This is a genomic window from Snodgrassella alvi, assembly GCF_040741455.2.
Lineage (GTDB): Bacteria > Pseudomonadota > Gammaproteobacteria > Burkholderiales > Neisseriaceae > Snodgrassella > Snodgrassella alvi_E.
Genome location: NZ_CP160328.2, coordinates 113492 through 133384, shown reverse-complemented (window position 1 = coordinate 133384; position 19893 = coordinate 113492). Strand labels below are relative to the sequence as shown.

The 19893-nt window shown below is 43.1% G+C and carries 20 protein-coding genes and 1 pseudogene; 2 read left to right on the top strand and 19 right to left on the bottom strand.

Annotated features, from left to right (window positions below):
* The first annotated feature begins 133 nt into the window (after nt 1-133).
* Together tsaE and ABU615_RS00585 are read left to right on the top strand one after the other, a co-directional pair.
* Complete coding sequence (tsaE, locus tag ABU615_RS00590) at nt 134-604, top strand: tRNA (adenosine(37)-N6)-threonylcarbamoyltransferase complex ATPase subunit type 1 TsaE (RefSeq protein WP_370388994.1); 471 nt, start codon at nt 134-136, stop codon at nt 602-604.
* Nucleotides 605-606: 2 nt separating this feature from the next.
* Nucleotides 607-1926 (top strand): N-acetylmuramoyl-L-alanine amidase, encoded by a 1320-nt coding sequence (locus tag ABU615_RS00585; RefSeq protein WP_267390198.1) that lies wholly within the window; start codon nt 607-609, stop codon nt 1924-1926.
* Between the two features lie 89 nt (nt 1927-2015).
* On the opposite strand, the gene ABU615_RS00580 is transcribed toward ABU615_RS00585, so the two are convergent.
* From ABU615_RS00580 to ABU615_RS00490, 19 genes and pseudogenes are all read right to left on the bottom strand, one after another.
* Complete coding sequence (locus ABU615_RS00580; RefSeq protein ID WP_367488611.1) at nt 2016-3404, bottom strand: efflux transporter outer membrane subunit; 1389 nt, start codon at nt 3402-3404, stop codon at nt 2016-2018.
* Nucleotides 3401-4495 carry an ABC transporter permease gene (locus ABU615_RS00575; protein ID WP_370388993.1) on the bottom strand — a complete coding sequence of 365 codons (1095 nt, stop codon included), beginning with the start codon at nt 4493-4495 and terminating at the stop codon, nt 3401-3403. The genes ABU615_RS00580 and ABU615_RS00575 overlap by 4 nt, the downstream gene beginning before the upstream one ends.
* A 2-nt stretch (nt 4496-4497) precedes the next feature.
* On the bottom strand, nt 4498-5625 hold the full coding sequence (locus ABU615_RS00570; protein WP_367488620.1) for an ABC transporter permease: 1128 nt from the start codon (nt 5623-5625) through the stop codon (nt 4498-4500).
* Nucleotides 5622-7376 (bottom strand): ATP-binding cassette domain-containing protein, encoded by a 1755-nt coding sequence (locus tag ABU615_RS00565; protein WP_370388992.1) that lies wholly within the window; start codon nt 7374-7376, stop codon nt 5622-5624. The genes ABU615_RS00570 and ABU615_RS00565 overlap by 4 nt, the downstream gene beginning before the upstream one ends.
* A 1-nt stretch (nt 7377) precedes the next feature.
* Nucleotides 7378-8367 (bottom strand): secretion protein HlyD, encoded by a 990-nt coding sequence (gene hlyD, locus ABU615_RS00560; RefSeq protein WP_370388991.1) that lies wholly within the window; start codon nt 8365-8367, stop codon nt 7378-7380.
* Between the two features lie 12 nt (nt 8368-8379).
* Complete coding sequence (locus tag ABU615_RS00555; RefSeq protein ID WP_367488638.1) at nt 8380-9051, bottom strand: CerR family C-terminal domain-containing protein; 672 nt, start codon at nt 9049-9051, stop codon at nt 8380-8382.
* A 193-nt stretch (nt 9052-9244) separates the two neighbouring features.
* Entirely contained in the window at nt 9245-9886 is a 642-nt protein-coding gene (locus ABU615_RS00550; protein ID WP_367488641.1) for a hypothetical protein, read from the bottom strand.
* Between the two features lie 11 nt (nt 9887-9897).
* Nucleotides 9898-10416: a phage tail protein gene (locus tag ABU615_RS00545; protein ID WP_370387845.1), complete on the bottom strand. Its 519-nt coding sequence runs from the start codon at nt 10414-10416 to the stop codon at nt 9898-9900.
* 390 nt (nt 10417-10806) lie between these two features.
* Nucleotides 10807-10992 (bottom strand): annotated as a pseudogene (locus ABU615_RS00540) (phage tail protein); the annotation flags it as partial.
* Between the two features lie 2 nt (nt 10993-10994).
* Nucleotides 10995-11561, bottom strand: a complete 567-nt coding sequence (locus tag ABU615_RS00535; protein WP_367488644.1) for a YmfQ family protein — start codon at nt 11559-11561, stop codon at nt 10995-10997.
* Nucleotides 11558-12610 (bottom strand): baseplate J/gp47 family protein, encoded by a 1053-nt coding sequence (locus ABU615_RS00530; protein WP_370388990.1) that lies wholly within the window; start codon nt 12608-12610, stop codon nt 11558-11560. Before ABU615_RS00530 ends, ABU615_RS00535 begins: the two co-directional genes overlap by 4 nt.
* 25 nt (nt 12611-12635) lie before the next feature.
* Complete coding sequence (locus tag ABU615_RS00525) at nt 12636-12986, bottom strand: phage GP46 family protein (protein ID WP_267408041.1); 351 nt, start codon at nt 12984-12986, stop codon at nt 12636-12638.
* A 77-nt stretch (nt 12987-13063) separates the two neighbouring features.
* On the bottom strand, nt 13064-13744 hold the full coding sequence (locus ABU615_RS00520; protein ID WP_100156902.1) for a phage baseplate assembly protein V: 681 nt from the start codon (nt 13742-13744) through the stop codon (nt 13064-13066).
* Nucleotides 13745-13786: 42 nt separating this feature from the next.
* Nucleotides 13787-14926: a phage baseplate assembly protein gene (locus ABU615_RS00515; RefSeq protein ID WP_370388989.1), complete on the bottom strand. Its 1140-nt coding sequence runs from the start codon at nt 14924-14926 to the stop codon at nt 13787-13789.
* The gene (locus ABU615_RS00510; protein ID WP_370388988.1) at nt 14916-16244 is read right to left on the bottom strand and encodes a DNA circularization protein; all 1329 of its coding nucleotides are present in this window, start codon (nt 16242-16244) and stop codon (nt 14916-14918) included. Before ABU615_RS00510 ends, ABU615_RS00515 begins: the two co-directional genes overlap by 11 nt.
* Nucleotides 16244-18775, bottom strand: coding sequence for a hypothetical protein (locus ABU615_RS00505; protein ID WP_370388987.1), 2532 nt, complete (start codon nt 18773-18775; stop codon nt 16244-16246). Before ABU615_RS00505 ends, ABU615_RS00510 begins: the two co-directional genes overlap by 1 nt.
* 129 nt (nt 18776-18904) lie before the next feature.
* Nucleotides 18905-19051, bottom strand: a complete 147-nt coding sequence (locus tag ABU615_RS00500; protein ID WP_370388986.1) for a hypothetical protein — start codon at nt 19049-19051, stop codon at nt 18905-18907.
* Nucleotides 19052-19122: 71 nt separating this feature from the next.
* Nucleotides 19123-19500, bottom strand: coding sequence for a hypothetical protein (locus tag ABU615_RS00495; protein WP_370388985.1), 378 nt, complete (start codon nt 19498-19500; stop codon nt 19123-19125).
* The gene (locus tag ABU615_RS00490) at nt 19500-19886 is read right to left on the bottom strand and encodes a phage tail protein (RefSeq protein WP_100140057.1); all 387 of its coding nucleotides are present in this window, start codon (nt 19884-19886) and stop codon (nt 19500-19502) included. Before ABU615_RS00490 ends, ABU615_RS00495 begins: the two co-directional genes overlap by 1 nt.
* Nucleotides 19887-19893 lie beyond the last annotated feature (7 nt).

Below are 19893 nucleotides of genomic sequence, written 5' to 3'. Positions count from 1 at the left end.
ACAGCAGAGCTATCATAGGCGTAGTAAAAATTCGGAATCAATTTGGCAAAATCACAAAATTGCTAGACTTTCCTACTTTCACTCTTACAAACTTTATCGCATAATAAACCCGTTTTATTTATCTAAACTCAACATGTCTGCCTCTCACATCCAAGAAACTGTTCTGGCCGATGAAAACGATACCCTACACTTGGGCAGCCGTTTTGCTCAGCATATTAGCCCGCCATTAATCATCTGGCTGGAGGGAGATCTAGGTGCAGGCAAAACCACTTTTACCCGCGGACTGCTCAGTGCACTGGGCCATCAGGGTGCAGTGAAGAGCCCTACATATAATATTGTCGAAACTTATTCCTTCAATCGATTTGATTTGCATCACTTTGACTTATACCGATTTCAATGCCCTGAAGAATGGCTGGATGCAGGACTAGACGAACTAATTACTTCAGACAGCGTTGTTCTGATTGAATGGCCGCAGCTTGGCGGTGATCTGGCTCCGCCAGCAGACATTATTTTAAATATCAGAATAAACGAAAATGGCCGTACCGTACGAATGAGCGCCCTCACGGCCACTGGAAAACACACTCTAAACAAGATTATAGAATAACCATGCCTATTCACATTAGCCGCCGGAAATTATTGATTGCTTCCACCGGTTCGCTTTTAATTAGCCTTACTCCATTTGCCCGTGCCGCTCAGGCCGGTGCCGACATCGTGGCTTCTCGTATCTGGCCGGCCACAGCCTATACCAGAATGACATTGGAATCTACCACACCTATCCAGTTCAAGTATTTTCAGTTGAAAAATCCGGACAGATTGGTCATTGATATTCAAGGTTCCGCCACCAATCAGGTATTACGGGAGCTGAGCAGCAAAGTGATTCCGATGGATCCGTATATCGCAAGTGTCCGTATCGGCCAGTTTAATCCTGAAACCATCCGTATCGTGATGGATTTGAAAACCACCGTTAATCCGCAAGTGTTTTCGCTGGCGCCAGTGGCCAATTTCAAAAATCGTCTGGTCGTGGATTTATATCCTACCGCTACAGTGGCCATGGAGCAGGAAAAAAACGACCCATTAATGGCACTGTTACAAGACTACAGCCACGGCAAGGTCAATAGCGATGGCACAACCCGTCCTCAGGCCACTGCCTCCACACCGCCGGTACAAAAAACACCTGTAATCAAACCGCCGGTGACTAATCAGCCACCACAGCCCGGCAAACCAAACAAGCTTAACCGCCAGCCGGTTATCATGATTGACCCAGGACATGGTGGTGAAGATCCCGGAGCAACCGGCCCATCTGGGCTGCATGAAAAGGATGTGGTACTGGCTATCGGCAGAGAAATAAAAAAAATACTCGATTCATATGGTTATAAAACCTATATGACTCGCAACGAAGATATTTTTATTCCGTTGGGAGTACGCGTAGCCAAAGCACGTAAACTGCAAGCTGATGTGTTTGTCTCCGTTCATGCCGATGCCTTTACCAATCCATCTGCCAAAGGTACAGGGGTTTATGCCCTTAGCCCCAAAGGCGCCACTAGTGCAGCAGCCAAATATCTGGCGCAGACGCAGAATGCGGCCGACTCAATCGGCGGGGTAAATTATTCTACAGACAAAAATGTCAACAATACCTTGTTTGACCTTACCCAGACAGCCACTATTAACGACAGCCTAAAACTAGGCAAGGATGTTTTAAATCAATTAAGCCGAATCAATAATCTTCACAAAGGTAGTGTTGATCAGGCAAATTTTGCCGTCTTAAAAGCACCGGATATACCTTCAATACTGGTTGAAACTGCTTTTATTTCCAATCCAATTGAAGAACGTTTACTATCCAGCAGTGATTTCCGTCAGAAAGTGGCCAGCTCCATTGCCAGCGGCATAAAGGAATACTTATCTACCGCAATATTGGCTCGACGTTAACAAAATTTCTGTGTTGAACCTATACACGTATATTCCACTTGCCACTTAGATAACGCTATTTTTAGCGGGCAGTAATTAGATTTGCATGCTCAAATGCCTCCGCCAAGTGCCTTGACCACATCTACCATGGCACTGCTGGCTTTGCCTTGAGCCAGTGCAAGTGAGTACTGTGCCTCGGCATACTGCCGTTGCGCTTCAAGTACATCTGCCATAGATATATCGCCGGCACTGAAGCGCCGCTGCTGGCTGCGGAAAACTTGCTGCGCCTGCACAGCTGCTTCCGTCCACTGCGACACAGATTTTTGATAATATTGATAATTACTCATCGCAGTTTCAGATTCATTCAACGCTTTCAGCACTGTTTGCTCATAATCCACTGCCGCCATTTTCTGTCTTGCCTGCGCTGCGTGTATTTCTGCTCTGATTTTCCCCCCATCCATAATCCGCCATGAAATAAACGGAAATACTGACCAGCTTTCATTAGATGAGCGGACTAATTTAACTGGTGATAAAGCATCAAAACCACCATTGGCATTAATGGTGAGTTGCGGAAACTGTGCTGCAACCGCCACCCCCACCTCAGCATTGCTGGCTGCTAATTGACGCTCAGCAGCACGGATATCCGGCCGCCTACGCAAAATATCTGCTGGACTACCTGCCGGAATAGCCGGCAAAGAGCGTACTGGAATAGCAGTGTTGACTAGGAATAACTCCTTATTTGGCTGACCACCGGTCAGAATACTCAGCGCTAATGCTTCGGCACGGATGCGGGCTTGTATTTCTGGAATAGCCGCCTGAGCAGACAAAAGGCGTGCATCGATATTCTGAAGTTCTATTTGAGCCAAATCTCCGGCCTGCACTCGCCGCAACACAATTTTACGTGTCCCACGCAGTGCCACCAAAATACTCTCTTGTGCTTGTAATTGAGCCTGCGCACTTCTCATATCAAAATAACTGCGCACAATTTCTGAAGCCACGCTCAGTCTAATGGCATCAGCATCTTCCTGTAGCTGCTCATAGCGTGCCGCATCCGCCGCTACACTATTACGCACACGCCCAAACAAATCAATTTCCCATGTAATAGCGGTGCCAGCATAATTTCGCGTTTGATAGCGCTGATTGGGTAAGTTAACGCTTTCACTGTTGCGACTACGTGTACTGCGTCCCTCTGCATCAGCTGTCGGCCAAAAACCACTGCGCGTACCAGCCAGTATTGCACGCGCTTCTTCGATTTTGAGTACGGCATGGCGGATATCATGATTATTGGCTAGTCCCTCATCTATAAGCCGGTCAAGTAGCGGATCATGAAAATTTTGCCACCATTGATCCAGAGCCTCTGCCGGTTCATTATCTTTTTCAGGCAACGTCCATTGTTTGGGTATCTGAACAGCGGGTGGTTCCTTATACTGCGGTGCACTGATACAGGCACAGAGCAATAAAGTACTAGAAAACAAAATGGATAAGCGCAATCTATTCATGTTAATTTTTTCCGTACTGAAATAATCGCAATGCTCAGTGTTACACAGCCAATCAAGAGCATCGGCCACGCATTATGGAAAATCTCCTTTGCTGGCATATTTTTAAGAAACACACCATGCAGTATGATGAGATAATGTTTAAACGGCATCAGCTCTGCCAGCCATTGCAGCACCTGCGGCATATTTTCCACCGGCGTGGCAAATCCAGACATCATCACCATCGGTATCATGACCCCAAACACCCCTAGAATTGCCTGCTGTTGAGTGGAACAAAAAGCTGATATGGCCAGTCCGATGCCGATAATGGAAACAATGAATACCATCATCGCCATCAGTAACAGCAGCAATGAACCGGTAAACGGAATGCCGAAAATCAACACTGCCGCTAGAATCATCATTAAAGACAACATAATACTGATGATGAAACCAGGGACACATTTAGCAATGATAATTTCAGCCGGTGTACAAGGCGAAACCAGCAGCTGATCAAAGGTACCCAGCTCCCGCTCACGCGCAATCGACAACGCAGCTGTCATCAGCGCAATCACAAATATCAGAATGCCAGATAATGCTGGTACAACAAACCATCGATAATTCAAATTCGGATTAAAGAAATTTCTAGCCGCAATCCGTTCTGTCTTCTGAGCTTGCACGCCCATATTCTGGACAATTCTCTCAATATAGGAATAGGCAATCTGGCCGGCATTGGCACGACGTCCATCTATAATTACCTGCAAACTGGCTGGTTGACCGGCAGCAATATCGCGAGAAAAATCTTCTGGAATAGTAATCGCCAACAGCACCTGTTTTCGGTCTATATCGGCATGCAATGCAGACAAATTGTCTGTCACCAGCACCTTTTTTACAAAACCAGCATGTTCTATGGTTCGCACCAGCTCCTGCGACCAATAACCATTGTCACGGTTATAAACCGATACTGTAACATTGCGCACATCCAGAGTAATCGCGAAAGAAAAAATCATTAACTGCATAATCGGCGGCACAATCAGAATAAATCGCGCCCTTTTGTCACGCAGCAAGCACAGAATTTCCTTGATAATCTGCGCGCGCAGCTGAAGCGAAAACAGCATCCTTATCCCTCCAGACTTTTATGACATTTTGCTCGTGCCAGAACAAACAACAGTGCCCCGATTAATAGCATGGCTAGCATATCGGTCAATAAGAGCGACCAAACATTGCCTACCAGAAAAACCGTTTGCAGCGCCTCAACAAAATAACGCGTTGGAATAATATGAGTGATCAACCGGATCGGCCATGGCATACTGTCTATTTCAAATAGAAAACCGGACAACATAAACGCCGGCAAAAAACCCGTGAAAGCAGCCAACTGCGCGGCAATAAACTGATTTTTAGCTAATATCGATATCACCAGCCCCTGTCCCAGAGCCGGAATCAAAAATACTGCAGCCAGCATCATTAGCACCAGCCAACTACCCCTGAGCGGCACATCGAAAGCAAATACGGCCATTAGCGCCGAACCAAGCGTTGCCAGCATACCCAGCACAAAATAAGGCAACAATTTGCCCAGCAGTATTTCCGTAATCGTAGCGGGGGTAGATAGCAAGCCTTCCATCGTCCCGCGCTCCCACTCTCTGGCCACCACCAGCGCCGTCAAAAGCGTACCAATCATAGTCATAATAATGGCTATAGAACCCGGAATCAGTGAACGCCGGCTTTCCAGTTCTGCATTAAACCAGAAACGAGGCTGGACTGATACCGGTGAAACAGTACTCTGACCATGCTGAGCTAACCACAGCGAAGCAATCCCTTGCGCATAGGCTGTAACAAAATTTGCGGTATTAGGTTGTGACCCATCCGCAATCACCTGAATCAGCAGATCATTATTACGGATATGTAAACGAGTTTCTACGTCAGCAGGAATCACAACATAACCTCGAATTTTACTGGCTATGATTGCTGCTTTTGCCTCCTGAGTATGACGCATAGGCAAAACAGTAAAGTAACGTGAACCAGAAAAAGCTGCTGCCAGCGATTGTGCCGTCGGCGTATCTGAGCTTAGTACCACACCTACCGGCACTTTACGCACATCCAGCGAAACAGCAAAAGCAAACAGCAGCAACAAAATAACCGGCAATACAAAAGCGACGAATATTGCCGAAGGGTCGCGTACAATTTGTAGGCTTTCTTTATAAATAAGTGCACCAAGACGGTTCTTAACAGCACTTTTCCCCTGCTTCATACGGCCTCCGTACAGCCATTACGTTCAGCAGAGTTTGCACAATCCGCCGCATCAATCAATCGGATAAATGCCTGCTCCATCGTTGGTTCTTCTCCTGCACTTGTACGTACCTTTTCTTTCAACCGGTCGGGTGTATCCAAAGCAATCAACCGTCCCTGATACATCAGAGCCACACGGTCACAATATTCTGCCTCATCCATAAAATGCGTCGTTACCATCACCGTCATCCCTTTCTGCACCATTCCGTTAATATGAATCCAGAATTCCCGACGCGTAATTGGATCTACACCAGAAGTGGGCTCATCCAGAAATAAAACCGGCGGACGATGCATCAGCGCACAAGCCAATGCCAGCCGCTGTTTGAAACCTAAAGGCAACTCATCAGGTGAATGTCTGAGATAAGGTGTCAGCTGAAAAATCTGAATCATCTCCTCAATGCGCTGCTGCTTGGTGCCCCCACTTAAACCATACATACCAGCAAATAAATTCAGGTTTTGCTCCACATTCAGCAAGCCATAAAGTGAAAACTTCTGCGCCATATAGCCCAGTTGCAACTTGGCTTTTTTAGTAGCATGGCGCAAATCCAGTCCGGCCACATGCGCCTGTCCACTGCTCGGACGCAACAAACCACACAACATTTTAAACGTGGTGGATTTACCTGCTCCATTGGGACCAAGCAACCCGAAAATCTCACCTTGTTTTACCTGAAAGCTGGAATCATCTGTGGCTATAAAATCCCCAAATTTTTTTGTTAGATGAATACATTCCACAGCGGCCGCGGGTAAATTAGGAAAAGAAGACATCTTTGCCGCCAGTGCCGACGTCCCTTTCGGACCTCCACCAAGTAAATCAATAAACGCATCTTCAAATCGGGGTGCCAACGGACGGATCGCGCCCCCTGTTTCCACAGCCAGCGCCTCAATTTCTCTCGCATCATGACCGTGTCTGAGAACCAGTCGTAAAGAAGCCCCCTGAATTGTGCCATCACAGACACTATCCAAATTCAAAGCCCTACTCAAAAGAGACCGCCGGTTTTCACTAAAACCATTTAATCCAAAACTTCTCCCTTGTAGTCTGGCCGTCAAGTCTGATGGTCTACCATCAAATACCAGTTTGCCTTCATTTAGCAGCAGTACCGAATCACACTTCTCCGCCTCATCCAAATAGGCTGTTGCCCATACCACAGCGACCCCGTCACCAGTCAGCTTTGCCACCATCTGCCACAAATCCTGCCGGCTTAAGGGGTCTACACCAACACCAGGTTCGTCCAGCAATAAAATATCAGGGGCAGCCATCATCGCACAGGCCAATCCCAGCTTCTGTTTCATCCCACCGGAAAGCTGTCCTGCAAGACGCTGCGAAAAAGGTTCCAAACGAGTAAATGCCAGCAGCTTATTGAACGTTTGCTGACTTTCCTGCGCATTCAGACCGCGCAATCTGGCATAAAGCTTCATGTTTTCCAGTACAGACAAATCCTCATACAAACCAAAACGCTGCGGCATATAACCCACATTAAAAGCAATTTTGTCCGCATCCTGAACTGTATCCAGCCCAACAATATTAATATGCCCACTTGCAGGTGCCAGCAAACCAGTCATCAGCCGCATTAGCGTGGTTTTTCCTGCGCCATCTGGTCCAACCAGTCCTGTGAGCCGGCCGGGATAAATAGCCGCACTAACATCATGCAGTGCCCTGATCTCACCAAAACATCGCGAAACCTTATCCAGCACCACCGCAGGCCTCTGCGCCATTTCAGACTCCCTTATCGCTCAGCCGAATCGTCACCGGCATACCCTGTTTCAACGCATCATCATCATTCAATACAGTAATTCTGAGCCGGTAAACCAAATCAGTACGCAAATCCGTGGTTTCAACAGATTTAGGCGTAAATTCTGCACGCGGTGAAATAAAACCAATCTGGCCGGAATAAACTTTAGCTGAAGAATCCGTGTAAATAAAAACACGCGTCCCTTGTGCAATTTTGCCCAAAGCGGGTTCATCAACATAAGCACGAACATATACCGGCTTGCGCAGCGACAGCGTATACACCGCATCCTGCGTACTTAGCATACTGCCCGGTTCCCGCACTCGGCTCATCACCACAGCATTATCTGGTGCCCGTAGCACCGTATCATTTAAAGCAGTACGCGCCTGTGCCAAACCTGCTTGCGCACCCCGCAACTGCGCCCTCGCTGCCGCAATTTCTTCAATTCTCGCACCTGATTTTTGCAGCGATAAAGTCTGCTGTGCCGAAGCCAGTGAAGCCACCGCTACATCTCGATCCCGACGTGCCTGTTCAAGCGTTTTTTCACTTGCATCGCCTGCTTTGACTAATTGCTGCTGACGCTTTAAATCCGCTTCGCTCTGCTGCAACACCGCCTGTGCTTTTGTTACTGCAGCAGCTGCTACTTTTATATCCTGCTGCCTGTTTCCGGCTTCAAGTTTTTGCAGCTCTGCCTGTGCTTTTGCCACTTCAGCCTCAGCCTGTGTTAATGCATGACGATAAGGCATTTCATCCAGCAATGCCAATATTTGCCCTTTTTTAACCTTATCACCCTCCTTCACTTTTACAGACAACAGTCGGCCTGACTGACGAAAACCCATATCAACTTCGCGGATATCAACATTCCCATAAAGCGTCAGCGGCTGTCTGGCTGCCTGATAAAAATGCCATCCTGAGTACAACGCAATTAAAGCAATAACGACAACCACACCAGTCAATATCCGTTTTCTGCTAATCATGCTCCCTCTCCCTCAGGCAAAGACCACCGCGATGATATTGCGATGCACAACTGGCAATATTTTCTGCAATTCTTCTTCACCAATTGTTGTCCAGTTCATTCGTCTCAAAATACCAGTACGAACCACCCGCCAGACAGCTAGCAACCCAAAAACACTGAAAGTGATCATCGCAGCCTCCTCTTCATCAGTATTACGCAAAACTTTTATCAATCTAATAATTTGCGTCAGCATGGGCCTGATAAAGGTTGAAAACACATATTCAAAAGCAGCTGTAGGCTCCTGCTGTTCACGCATAATCAATTGCGCCCACTCTTTGGTTTTATCACTGGTCAGCAGTTTTAAAAATGTATTTGCCATCTCCAGCAACAAGGGCAAAAGAATTTCCTTTCTTCCATTCTTATCCAATGTCGACCAATCATATTTCTCGAGACAAAGGCGAATCTTGTCTTCTACTGGCGATATTTCACTCTTTAACTGTGTCGTAATTTTTTCAAAAGCCGCTAAATACAGCCCCTGTTTCCCTTTGAAATAGTAGTTAATCAGTGCCAAATTCACATTGGCAGCATGAGCAAGCTCCCGTGTACTAGCCGCATGAAAGCCATCACGGGCAAATACTTTAATAGCAGCATCAATCAACACTCGGCGTGTTAAATCACCTCGCTCCGCTTCTTTAAACTCATTCATAAAAATGTTCACAGAATTTATCAAAGTAATATTTTTAATTAAACGACTGATTAAGTCAATCGTTTAATTAAAATTTTAAAATAAAATTAAAAAAAGAATCAGAACATAAAGCATAATAGCGCAAACTTTTAAGTTTTCAGGTATATTAATTTAAAATGCGCCGAGAGTTCCCAGCGCATTTTTCGAATCTTAATTAATAGTTTTTCTTCGCTTCATCCCAGAGCACAAAAATCTGCTTGTTGCTGATATTTAACGTTTGCGTAAGAAAATCCCACATATCATCATTCATCAGCGTAAAACTTTGAGCTTCCGATATCTCATTTCTTACCTTGATTAAATGGTCTCCGACTAGCTCACACTCAGCAATATCCAGCAATTCCTTTTTATTTTTACTGAATTGCAATTCGATCGCAGTCAAAAACTGGCTGCGGGTGATTATTCCTGCTTTTTCCTTTTTATCTTGCAGACGTAATTCATCTGCATTATCCACATCCACCCATGCACCGGCCTCTTCTGACCATTCAGTAAAAGGCGCTGGAGCAAAAGTAGTTACATCATCAGGTAATTTACCAACCGCAACAATAATTTGTTTTTCACCCGTATTCTTAGAATACACTGTTTCACCGCGATGGTCTTCTATATATTCCCATTGTCCATTATTCCATTGCGGAATAAAACCTTTTTTTTGTTCGGGCTCATCAGTCTGAATACACAAGCGTGGGATTAAATAATGGCCCCCTCCCTCAAGAGGGTCTAAATCAGCGCTGGTTATTCCCCTAAAAAAATTGTTTTCATCAAGCTGACAAACAGGAATTTCTAAAGGATAATTTTTCATAACATCGATCCTTAAATTTTGATACAGGCCAATAACGCAATGTTACGAGGTCGAGCCTCATTACCTCCGCTCACATCGGTGGCAAAATCATGGGTGTGATTGCCGTTGACATCAGTGACAAAATAATGGCTGTGAATACCGGAATTATTAGTAGATCCCCATCTTTCGATATTGCCGCCGTTTGATTCAAAATTAGACCCAGCACCATTAGTGCTAATTGGAACCCCATGATTGTGATCGCCATTGTTATGAGTCCAACCGGTATGGTTGTGGGCTCCAGATTCCCACGTTCTGCCATTGTGCATGTGGCTAAGATTTTGACTATCTTGCCATGAACCAAACTTCCGGCCCCCATCAACATTGCGTCCATCGTCCCATGAACGAATAAACTCAGCACGTAAATCTGGTAAATTAAATGTTGTATTTCCATCGCCAGATCCGTACATCGTACCTATTGCGGCAAAAAGATTTGAATATGTTGTCCGCGACAAGGCCGCCCCATTTGCTTTTAACCAGCCGGTAGGAGCCATGCTCTGGGAAAAATACATGATTGCGCCAGAAGGTGTCGTGTTTATATCCTTTGAACCATCAAAAGGGACGCCATTAATCAATCGTGCAGTTTTTAGTCTAGTAGCTGAATCTGCATTCCCTGTAGTATCCTGATTACCTGCTATATTAACACCGGGTAAATCAATATCACTTTTGGCATTAAATGTCACACCACCGATTTTTCGTGCAGCAATCAGTTCTGCATAAAGTGCAGTTTTAGCTACCCCATCTTTATCCAGTTTGCAATCAAACAATGCTTTACCTTGCCGTGCTGATAAAGCCGCTAAAGCATCATCCGAATCTAAACTATCTATAATCCGAGTTATGCCGGCAACCTTATCTGTGGCACTTGCAGGAACATTGGCTGCTATCAATTTCTTGATAGCAGCAGTGACTTGACTCTGATTTGCCTTTTCTGGCTTGATGCCGGCTGCGGTCAGGATGGCGATTAGTTCAGCCTGTACCTGATTCAGCCAGCTGGCAGGTAGAACTGTACCTAGTTCGCTAATACCATCGCCATCGTGAAAAAAGCCGTCTTGTGTATCTATTGGATACATATTTATTTATCCTTATATGTAAAACGTATATTAGTGAATGCCGGTTTTAAATCTTTTAAAACACTTTCAATTACGACATCACCATATGCTGTTAATCTGTCACCGGCAGTAGACATACCTGCACGGAATCGAGTTGCACGACTGTCTGCATTTTTGATATTTACCCACCATACCCACATAATGTCTTCACGTGCCAGCCTGTGGCCTACTCGGCTGATACCGACGCGGAAAGGTTGCGGTTCTGTTATGGTAATGTCGTATCCAATGGATGCAGCCATCTGCATGAAATAGGGAATACTCAAGCCGCCTGTTTCATTGATTTTCGTGATGACAGCCTGTATTCTCTGCTGACCATTCTTACCTGTAGGATCTAGATTGAGCACTTCCTCCCAGCGTAAGATGTAGTTGCCCGATGTACGCGGGTCGATAACGCCAAGCTTGCGGTGTGCAGCATTCTGGACTTCATCCAGACAGGCACCATCAACGGCGGCTGCATTTCTTATTGTGGTGGCGGTACGGTTGTAAGCGACTGGGGGTAGTAATCCTAATAGGGTATCTTTGTAGTTCATAGCAAGCCCACATCAACCTCACCAAGCATAAACCACTCTATTTTTTTGTTTGTTTCAGCCACCAGATTACCCTTAGGCAAAGTCATTTTTCGGTCTGTCACGCTTGCCACATCACTGATTACAGCTTCCAGCTGAGAGGCAATCACACTATCCCCGGGTTTTAATGCGCTGAAATGTTCTTGTAGTGCTTGTTTAATATCGTTAGCAGCTTTATCAAAAGTCCCCCCGGACAGGCTTACCTTAACTTCTATGTCTACCTTGGTTACATCAGGCTTGACTACCATACTGTTTTTAGCGGTAACAGGGCGCACAGAATCAATATAATTTTGTACTTTGCTAACTATGTCATCACTGGGTACATTATCACCACTGGTAATAACCACATCGACGGTACCTAATCCGCGGCGTAAGGGATAAACATAAGCACTGGTCACCCCATCCACACTCAAAGCCCAAGCTTTATAATCATATTGATTACCCCCTGCCGGTGGACGACGCAATAAATCAAGCAAACGATTTAATAAAGAATTGTCACTTTCAACATCAGTACCACCAGTCACATCAAGGTTTACCAGATCACTGGATACACCCACAGGAGCAGCCATAAACTGTGCTGTCTTATTATGTTGATTTGATATGACACCAGGCTCAAGCGACCTTATGCTCAAAACAACAGTACCATCCTCTTTAATGTAAGCTTTTTCCAAAACCGTATATAAACGTTCTCCACATTTAATTTGCAAATCAGCATCAATTGATGCTTGCGGAATACCATGTGCGATAACAGTACCACTGGCCGAAGTCGCATTTTTACGGCGTATGCCACGCAGATTACAATGTCTTTCCAGATAATCTGTATCTGCTGTATCTGGAAAAAACTGTTTTAATATCCATGCTTGATGGGCATACTGACCAGTGGCACAACTGGCCAAACTACTAGCACGTATATAATTATCACTATCTGAAGAAACATCTGTTTCTGGATTTAATGAAACCATATCACGCAAAATAGCCTGACGGATCTCTTCAAAGGTAGGAATATTATGCATATTTAAAATCCATTTAATTATTCTTTCAGATTACTTTAACCGGACATTCAAATATAAATTTTTCTCCTGTCATCTCCGTTACCTGTATATTCAAATGAAGCTGGCCATTATGTGTCTGCAAAGTTGTCACAGAAATATCTGTTGCACGTCCATCATCAATAATGGGCTGTAATGCTTGCTGTGCATACTGTTGAGCAAGTAAGCTAACAGATTGCACATCTTTCTCACGCTCCAATGTATAAAGCAACGAACCCAATTTTTTATCTCCCCAATAGCTGCCCAGCGGTGTCATTAGACGCAGATAAACAGCGTTTTGCAGATTATTGATTGTTTGTCCGCTGTAATCACCATTTCGGGTATTAATTTCTCTGTCCATAAATCATTCCATTTATATATTTTTATAATTTACTTGTGTTACAGCATTAAAATAAAGCTGAACAGCTTTAGCAGATTTCAGACAGGTTTGCCTACACTTACAGTATGATCATGTTCAGTCAGACTGATACCATCGGCTTTAACATCACCTACCGTAGTAAAGCTGCCTTCAGTTTGAACAACATTGCCAGAAAAGGTTGCACCCTGCCCCCCTTTAATTTCCAATCCGCCATTTCCATTAATCTGACCCGCAGCAGTAATTTCCTGAGAACAACTAACATTACAAGCAGTAATATCCACACCAGCCTGAGCATCAATACTAATCCCGGCAGCTGCTTCAATTTTCACACCAGCTGGAGCCTTAATATTCAAAGTCTCACAGTCAATTTCTATCAATCTGCCATTTTTTAATGTAATAGATGCGCCAGACTGGTTATAAACAGCCACCTCACCAGAAGCCAAAGCTTTTATACGATATGCCCCATGCTCAGTTCCAATAATAATGCCATGGGTGGTTTGTCCGCTTAGCGGTAAAATAATAGCTTCAGAACCAACCGGCGGATTACTGGTAAAACCGAATTGCTGCATATGCTCCACATCCTGTAACAACTCATCAGCTAGAGCAGAAATTTGTGCAGATTGAATCGGCTCAGTAGCATTGACACGTGTCAACCTGCCTCGAAAAGCCTGCCGCACAGAACTAGTTGTATTAGAAATGGTTGTCCGGGTTTTATTAACTAATTTTGCAACATAACTCATTTAATACACCCATTATTGTTATAAATTTATTTCAACGCATTACTAACGTTTCAATTGATTAACTTGCCGGTTAGTCACCCCTTTACGTTTACCTTTGCGCGAACGTGCAGCAGCAGACTTTTTCACATAAGCATCCGGAGTCCAAATTCCATCTTCTTTTAAGCGAAGTTCTGTCATCGTTCCTCCGCTGCGGCTAAGAGAAAACCGCCGTCCCATGATAAAAAAAATCGCATCTATCTGTTGATCTTCATCGATAACATGCACCCTTTGCCCGGGTTTCCATAAAACACCATTTTGGGTTTTATGATCAGCAACAGTAACAGTTAAGGTAAAACCTTCAAGGCGCCAGTCAGAAAGCATTTTCTTAGCCTGAACTTTGAGCTGTTCCAGATTTTCAGCATCACCAATGACAACCGTTTTAGGTTTATATAACGTCATGGTTTCATCTTTATATACCCATTTCAGATCATGCTTAGATGAGTTGGCATAGCGTGTATGGCTTTGTCCAAGAAACGTTACTTCCGAATAGCGATTTTCCGTACTGTACTCAATTTCAATACTTTGAATATTACGCCGATTGTCATTTTTACTATGACACAATGAAGCTACAGGCTGACTAGCATAATCGGCTCCTCCAACTACAAGCGTACCATCGGGTTCAAGCCAGACATGCAACCCAGCTTTATAGGCAATTTTGCTCAGTGCCTGCCAAGCCGTTTCCCCCGGCTCTATGTCAATTTTGTCCAATACCGGATTCTTTTCCGCCTTTAAAACCACATTTTTAATCTGCGGCCATGGTTGGACAATTTTTTGTGCAGCACTTAATACATTCATTCCTTTGACATTAATTTGTGCCACACTGCAATCAACCAGTAATCCTGCAAGGTCGCGGCCATTAAAAGCAATACTGTGATTATTTTTATCTATCACTTCATTCTGATGGCCAATAATACCTGTCATGACCAGCTGCTGATTAATCAACACCTCACATTGCAAAGAACTATAATCCGCTAATAAACCCTGATTTTGTGACACATTAGTTACAAAACTGAACGCATCTGCAGGAATTAGAAAATCACTGTCAATATCATAACTAAGCCAATCTTTATGTTCTTTACCACCAACCCGTACCACCACTTCATTACCATAAGGGTAAGGTACCAGATCACTTTCATTTAACATAATAATTAATCCAGTCATTACGCTTGATAAAAGAAGGGTGGCATAAATGAGGATTGAGACGCATCAACTCACTAGCTCGGTTTAAATCTTGGTAAAGTAAATAAGCCAATTGATGAATCGTTCCACTTATTTCGGCTTTACGTGTACGCATAGGTGGCTTTTGATTAATGACAGACAAAATATAATCATTAAACTGAGCAGCTATATTGGCCAGCATCTGTATTAAAATAGTCGTCTGCGTATAAAAAGCAGCAGCATTAATACTTTTAATACTTTCAGCATAATCATAAGTTCCACGTAAACTATTAATTAAACCTTGAATACGTAGCCGTAAATTATTATTAATAAGCTGCAACTCATTAGCCGTAACATGATCACTATTTATTTCAATGATATTAACTGTAATTTGAACCAAATAAACAGTACTTAGAAATTGTAGAATCTGAGCAACCGGTTTCATCTGAATATCCGCAATTCTCTGTACATGATTAATTGCTGCTTCCTGAGATTCCTGCGCATTCTGATTATGAAGAATATTTTCTGGCAATTGGTTCAAAATATCTACACGATTACTTATCGAATCAAAAGCCTGTCTGCTGCTTAAACTACCTGTGCCAAAATTACTTTCGTTATTCAAACCAGAACACACCATGCTGGCCATAGTATCAATTAGCCCCCTGACATCCTGATTAAAAGTAATTGAAGAATAATTTTTAGAAGTCTGATAGAGCAAAGGATCAAGATCAAAAAAACGTCTCACACTCCCTGCTAGCCCACATAAAGCAGCAAACACACCATTACTACTCCCCCAAATAGAGGAAACCCCCTCACGTACCGTTAACAATACGTTGCTATATGCCAATAACTGCTGCGTAAACTGATCAAGAGAATTCTGAATCTGTTCTAATTTGACCAACCATTGATTTTCAAATAAAAACAGCGGTGCTGACTCTTTGGCTTCAAAAAACGTTATATCCAGTGCAACATAATTAACTGCTTCAGCCTCAGTACGAAAAGACCAGCTGGCAGCAATCATATTGGGCAACAAACCCAAAACCGGATGAACCAGCGTACCAGCACCAGGTTCTTCAAGCACAGTAAGAAGCTTGATCAACTGCGAATCAAAACTTGAACCAAAGTAAACAGCTGCAATCTGACATTGCCGCCCCTGTGCACCCAAGTCTTCAATATCAGAGCCATTGGCGAAAGGTCGGCCATGTCTTACCAGCGATTTTTCATTTTTATCATTAATAGAAATGACATCAAAAGCAATATTTTTATAACTGGCTTTTTGCAGATTATTTTTCCACATGGTCATTATTGTGCTCCCCCTCGGTTATACATTTCCACTTGATTACGTGAAACTATATTACTGATTACTCTCCCATCCAGCGTCAAAGATACATTATTCTGTATAACCTGTTGCTGACTCGAAAGTATGGTAGCTATTTTGTCTAAACGTATACCCAGTTCCAGTACAATAGACTGGAAAGCATTTTGAAATTGCTCATTCTGCTGTACCAACACAGATTGCCCAGCAGGCAACTGATTTTCATCAGCATGCATATTGGCAGGTATATTTTTATACGACATCATCATCGCTGTGGATGTCATCATATAATTGCCATTCAGCATCTGCTCCCTATCACTAGTCAATTTTAATTGGCTAGACAAAGTAGGATTGACGCCATAAGCATCATGCCAATCCGAAGACACCCTCTGTCCACTGAATGTATTTGCTACTGTATGAATATTTTCATTTTCGTTGGTTTGGGTAACCTTATCGCCTATTTTATCGCCCAACATACTGCCGCCGATGCCACCAATCAAACCACCAACTAGCCCACCTAGAACAGTACCCACACCTGGAAATATAAATGTGCCGATTGCCGCACCAATCTCTCCACCTGCCCATGCACCAGCCATACTTCCCGTTGTTGAGGATGCATTTTTTATTTGAGCGGTCTTTTTCTGTTCAGCAGTTAAACTGTCATCATTTGCAATTGCAATTCCATTAGCTACACCACCAATAGCAGATAAAGCTAAATTACCCCGGCCCATCACTTTACCAGCCATTTTTGCCGGAAATTTTCTGGATTTCAAAGTTGTCTTAGAAGATGATGGCGTTTTACTACCTTTGTTTTTACTGTTTTTATTTCTTTTTTTATCAAAATCGTCACCACCATCAATCTCGATATCATTTTTCTGTCCAGATCCAGATAGTGAACCCAACGTTTGCAATGCAGTAGCAGCACTGCCTGCTGCTGCAGCTAAAGCAGTTACCGCTAAAGTCAGTACCGGAAACTCCGCTGACAATTCAGTTAATTTAGTTTGAAAGCCAACAAGTGGTTCTACAGCCTCACTTCTACCCAATGTTGTCAGCGCATGATTTTTTTCTTGCTGAAATTCTGGATTAGCAGCTAAAACAGCTGCATGTCTATCTGATGAACTTTCACCAGATTGCGTAAATAATTTTGTTTGCGGTTGTAACAGATTCTGGTTACTTAAATTAGCATGAACAGCATCTTTCGCCTCTTCTGGTATAAATGATAGAAGCTTATCTTGTCTGGCCTGCATCAGCTGACTGGAATACAAATCACCAGAGTCAGCTTTTTGCTTTAAATTCTGATAATTTTTATCTTTTGCTAAGATTTCAGTACAAACCTTAAGCAAAGATTGAACATCATTTAGGCCTTGCTTGCCACCCTCTTCTCTTATTTTATTCCAGTCTAAATGTCTGTTTGGTGAATTAGGATCTTTAACACGACTCAGTTTCTCTGTAAGACTAGGATCAGCCAGAGCCCCAAGCAAAGCCTTAACACTCTTACCAGCATCCTCATTCGAATCAGAATGGGTAGAAGTAGCTTGTAAACTAGAAATCAAATAATCAATACCACGAATATCTGTTAACCCAGCTTTTTTTCCAGATGATAGTAATTCTGGTAGCTCACCACTAAGCTCAGCTATCGAAAACTTACCCTGCTTAGTTGAATCAATAATATGATCAGAAACCTGATGATAATCTTGATTTTTTAAACCATAATCTGCAAAAGATTTAAACAGTTTAGCCGTATTTTCATGATCATATTTACCCACTTCAGTGGATGAATTTATCATACTACGATGGGCATAAGGAATAGAGGCTTTAACTTGATCAAGAGTCATGTTTTGTTGCAACATATCATTGATCAAATCTAGAGCAGCTTGTGAAGTCCCACCATTTGAGGCAACCAGTCCTTTCACCAAAGACTGAATTTCTTTCACACCCTCAGTTTTAATCCATTCAGTTGATTTACTTTTATCGGATACATAAGCTTTAGCAGCAGTTTGTAACACACCCGAACGTAATTTTTTTTCATCATCAATTGATGGACTAACAGCATCATATACAGCTTTGCCACCTTTAATAATAGCGCTACCTGCAGACTTAGCTGTATTCCATCCGGAATTTTTTGAAACCCCCGAATTTTTCTGAATTTTAGAGCTTTTTTCTAACTCTTTATTTAATTCGCGAATACTATTGCGTGATGCCTTACTAGCATTCTGAATCTGTTTTTGCGCAGCACTGGCTGTGGCCGCAAAATTTTTATAAGCATTCCCACTTTTGATGATTTCACGCTGAATCTGCTGCTCAGCACGCAACTCCTTGCGTAAACGTACTTCAGCTGTTCGTTGCTGTTCTCTCTGAATTTGCTGAATAATGCGAACTTGTGATTTACCCGCCTTTTCACTTTCCCGAATAGCAACTGCTGCCGTTCGTTTTATCTGCTGTTCAAGCTTTTTAACTTCTTCTGTCATTTTCACGATAGAAGCCTGCTGTTTTGCCAACGAATCCTGATTGGAAGACATATCAATACTCTCTCTTAATTATAGTTATATTAATTCCAAATGATTAAATGAATTGAAAGAAATGAATAGACTTCAGCAGCATCAATGCATAATCCCAGCCACAAGACAGGGATTATGCATTTAATCAGGCTAATTAGCGGCCAAACTTTCTTTAACCGGCTGAAAATGTTTTGGTTTTCTCTGACGTAAAGAAATAATTACATTATCATCATCATTTTTGATGCCCATACTTTCCAGCACCGTCTCAATCCACACTGATACTTCTGAATGACACATCCTGCTTACCATTTCAGGAGTAATCAATGATTTGGCCAGTAATATACATGCCTGTCTATAATTTTTATGCGCTACTTCAAAGCTTCGTTGCTCTCGGTTTTTTCGGATGCCGCTGGGTCTGACCGGCCAGCGGCAATCGATTTTGACCGAAGTGATTCCATACTTGTTAAAATTGACTGATAATCTTCAGATGCCAGATTATTAAAAAGAAATTCAACACTTAGATTTTCTGGTTCTATACCTGGCACATGCAACTGTTGCGCCCAATAAGCCAGAGTAGTAATAATCGCTTTTTCTGCATCTGGAACATCAGTGATTAAACCAGTATCCTCCAATAATTCCAGTGCCTTAAGTTCATCGGCCAAAGTCAATGGCTTAACAGTATAATCAAAATACATCTGCTGATTGTATTCCAGACCATAAACCAGTTTTCCAGTCTCTTTTAACATTATTCAATCACTTTATCCAATGCAAACATTTCAATATCACGACGTGCTTCATTTTCTACACTGTATTCTTCCGAGCATTTTGTACTGGTACAGCCAATATAACTAATGCGAGCTTCATCAGCATTACGCGGATAAATAGTAATTTTGGCGTTAGTAATATTGTCCCAATCAATGCCACTTTCATCCAAAGGAATAGCCGCACTAACACTCATGGTATATTCAGTCACACCATCCGCATAACCACGAACCTTACCGGATTTATTCATGGTTTTTACCACCTTACGTCCGGTAGTTACTTCTGGCTTAAAGCTAATAATTTCCACTTCACGGCCGTTTACTTCCATAATTACCGCACCTGCATATTTAGCACCTGTTTTATTTGCCATATAATTT

Coding starts and splice junctions, on each gene's coding strand:
- tsaE (WP_370388994.1), top strand. CDS start 134: ATGTCTGCCTCTCACATCCAAGAAACTGTTCTGGCCGATGAAAACGAT.
- ABU615_RS00585 (WP_267390198.1), top strand. CDS start 607: ATGCCTATTCACATTAGCCGCCGGAAATTATTGATTGCTTCCACCGGT.
- ABU615_RS00580 (WP_367488611.1), bottom strand. CDS start 3,404: ATGAATAGATTGCGCTTATCCATTTTGTTTTCTAGTACTTTATTGCTC.
- ABU615_RS00575 (WP_370388993.1), bottom strand. CDS start 4,495: ATGCTGTTTTCGCTTCAGCTGCGCGCGCAGATTATCAAGGAAATTCTG.
- ABU615_RS00570 (WP_367488620.1), bottom strand. CDS start 5,625: ATGAAGCAGGGGAAAAGTGCTGTTAAGAACCGTCTTGGTGCACTTATT.
- ABU615_RS00565 (WP_370388992.1), bottom strand. CDS start 7,376: ATGGCGCAGAGGCCTGCGGTGGTGCTGGATAAGGTTTCGCGATGTTTT.
- hlyD (WP_370388991.1), bottom strand. CDS start 8,367: ATGATTAGCAGAAAACGGATATTGACTGGTGTGGTTGTCGTTATTGCT.
- ABU615_RS00555 (WP_367488638.1), bottom strand. CDS start 9,051: ATGAATGAGTTTAAAGAAGCGGAGCGAGGTGATTTAACACGCCGAGTG.
- ABU615_RS00550 (WP_367488641.1), bottom strand. CDS start 9,886: ATGAAAAATTATCCTTTAGAAATTCCTGTTTGTCAGCTTGATGAAAAC.
- ABU615_RS00545 (WP_370387845.1), bottom strand. CDS start 10,416: ATGGCTCCTACCGGCTGGTTAAAAGCAAATGGGGCGGCCTTGTCGCGG.
- ABU615_RS00535 (WP_367488644.1), bottom strand. CDS start 11,561: ATGAACTACAAAGATACCCTATTAGGATTACTACCCCCAGTCGCTTAC.
- ABU615_RS00530 (WP_370388990.1), bottom strand. CDS start 12,610: ATGCATAATATTCCTACCTTTGAAGAGATCCGTCAGGCTATTTTGCGT.
- ABU615_RS00525 (WP_267408041.1), bottom strand. CDS start 12,986: ATGGACAGAGAAATTAATACCCGAAATGGTGATTACAGCGGACAAACA.
- ABU615_RS00520 (WP_100156902.1), bottom strand. CDS start 13,744: ATGAGTTATGTTGCAAAATTAGTTAATAAAACCCGGACAACCATTTCT.
- ABU615_RS00515 (WP_370388989.1), bottom strand. CDS start 14,926: ATGTTAAATGAAAGTGATCTGGTACCTTACCCTTATGGTAATGAAGTG.
- ABU615_RS00510 (WP_370388988.1), bottom strand. CDS start 16,244: ATGACCATGTGGAAAAATAATCTGCAAAAAGCCAGTTATAAAAATATT.
- ABU615_RS00505 (WP_370388987.1), bottom strand. CDS start 18,775: ATGTCTTCCAATCAGGATTCGTTGGCAAAACAGCAGGCTTCTATCGTG.
- ABU615_RS00500 (WP_370388986.1), bottom strand. CDS start 19,051: ATGTGTCATTCAGAAGTATCAGTGTGGATTGAGACGGTGCTGGAAAGT.
- ABU615_RS00495 (WP_370388985.1), bottom strand. CDS start 19,500: ATGTTAAAAGAGACTGGAAAACTGGTTTATGGTCTGGAATACAATCAG.
- ABU615_RS00490 (WP_100140057.1), bottom strand. CDS start 19,886: ATGGCAAATAAAACAGGTGCTAAATATGCAGGTGCGGTAATTATGGAA.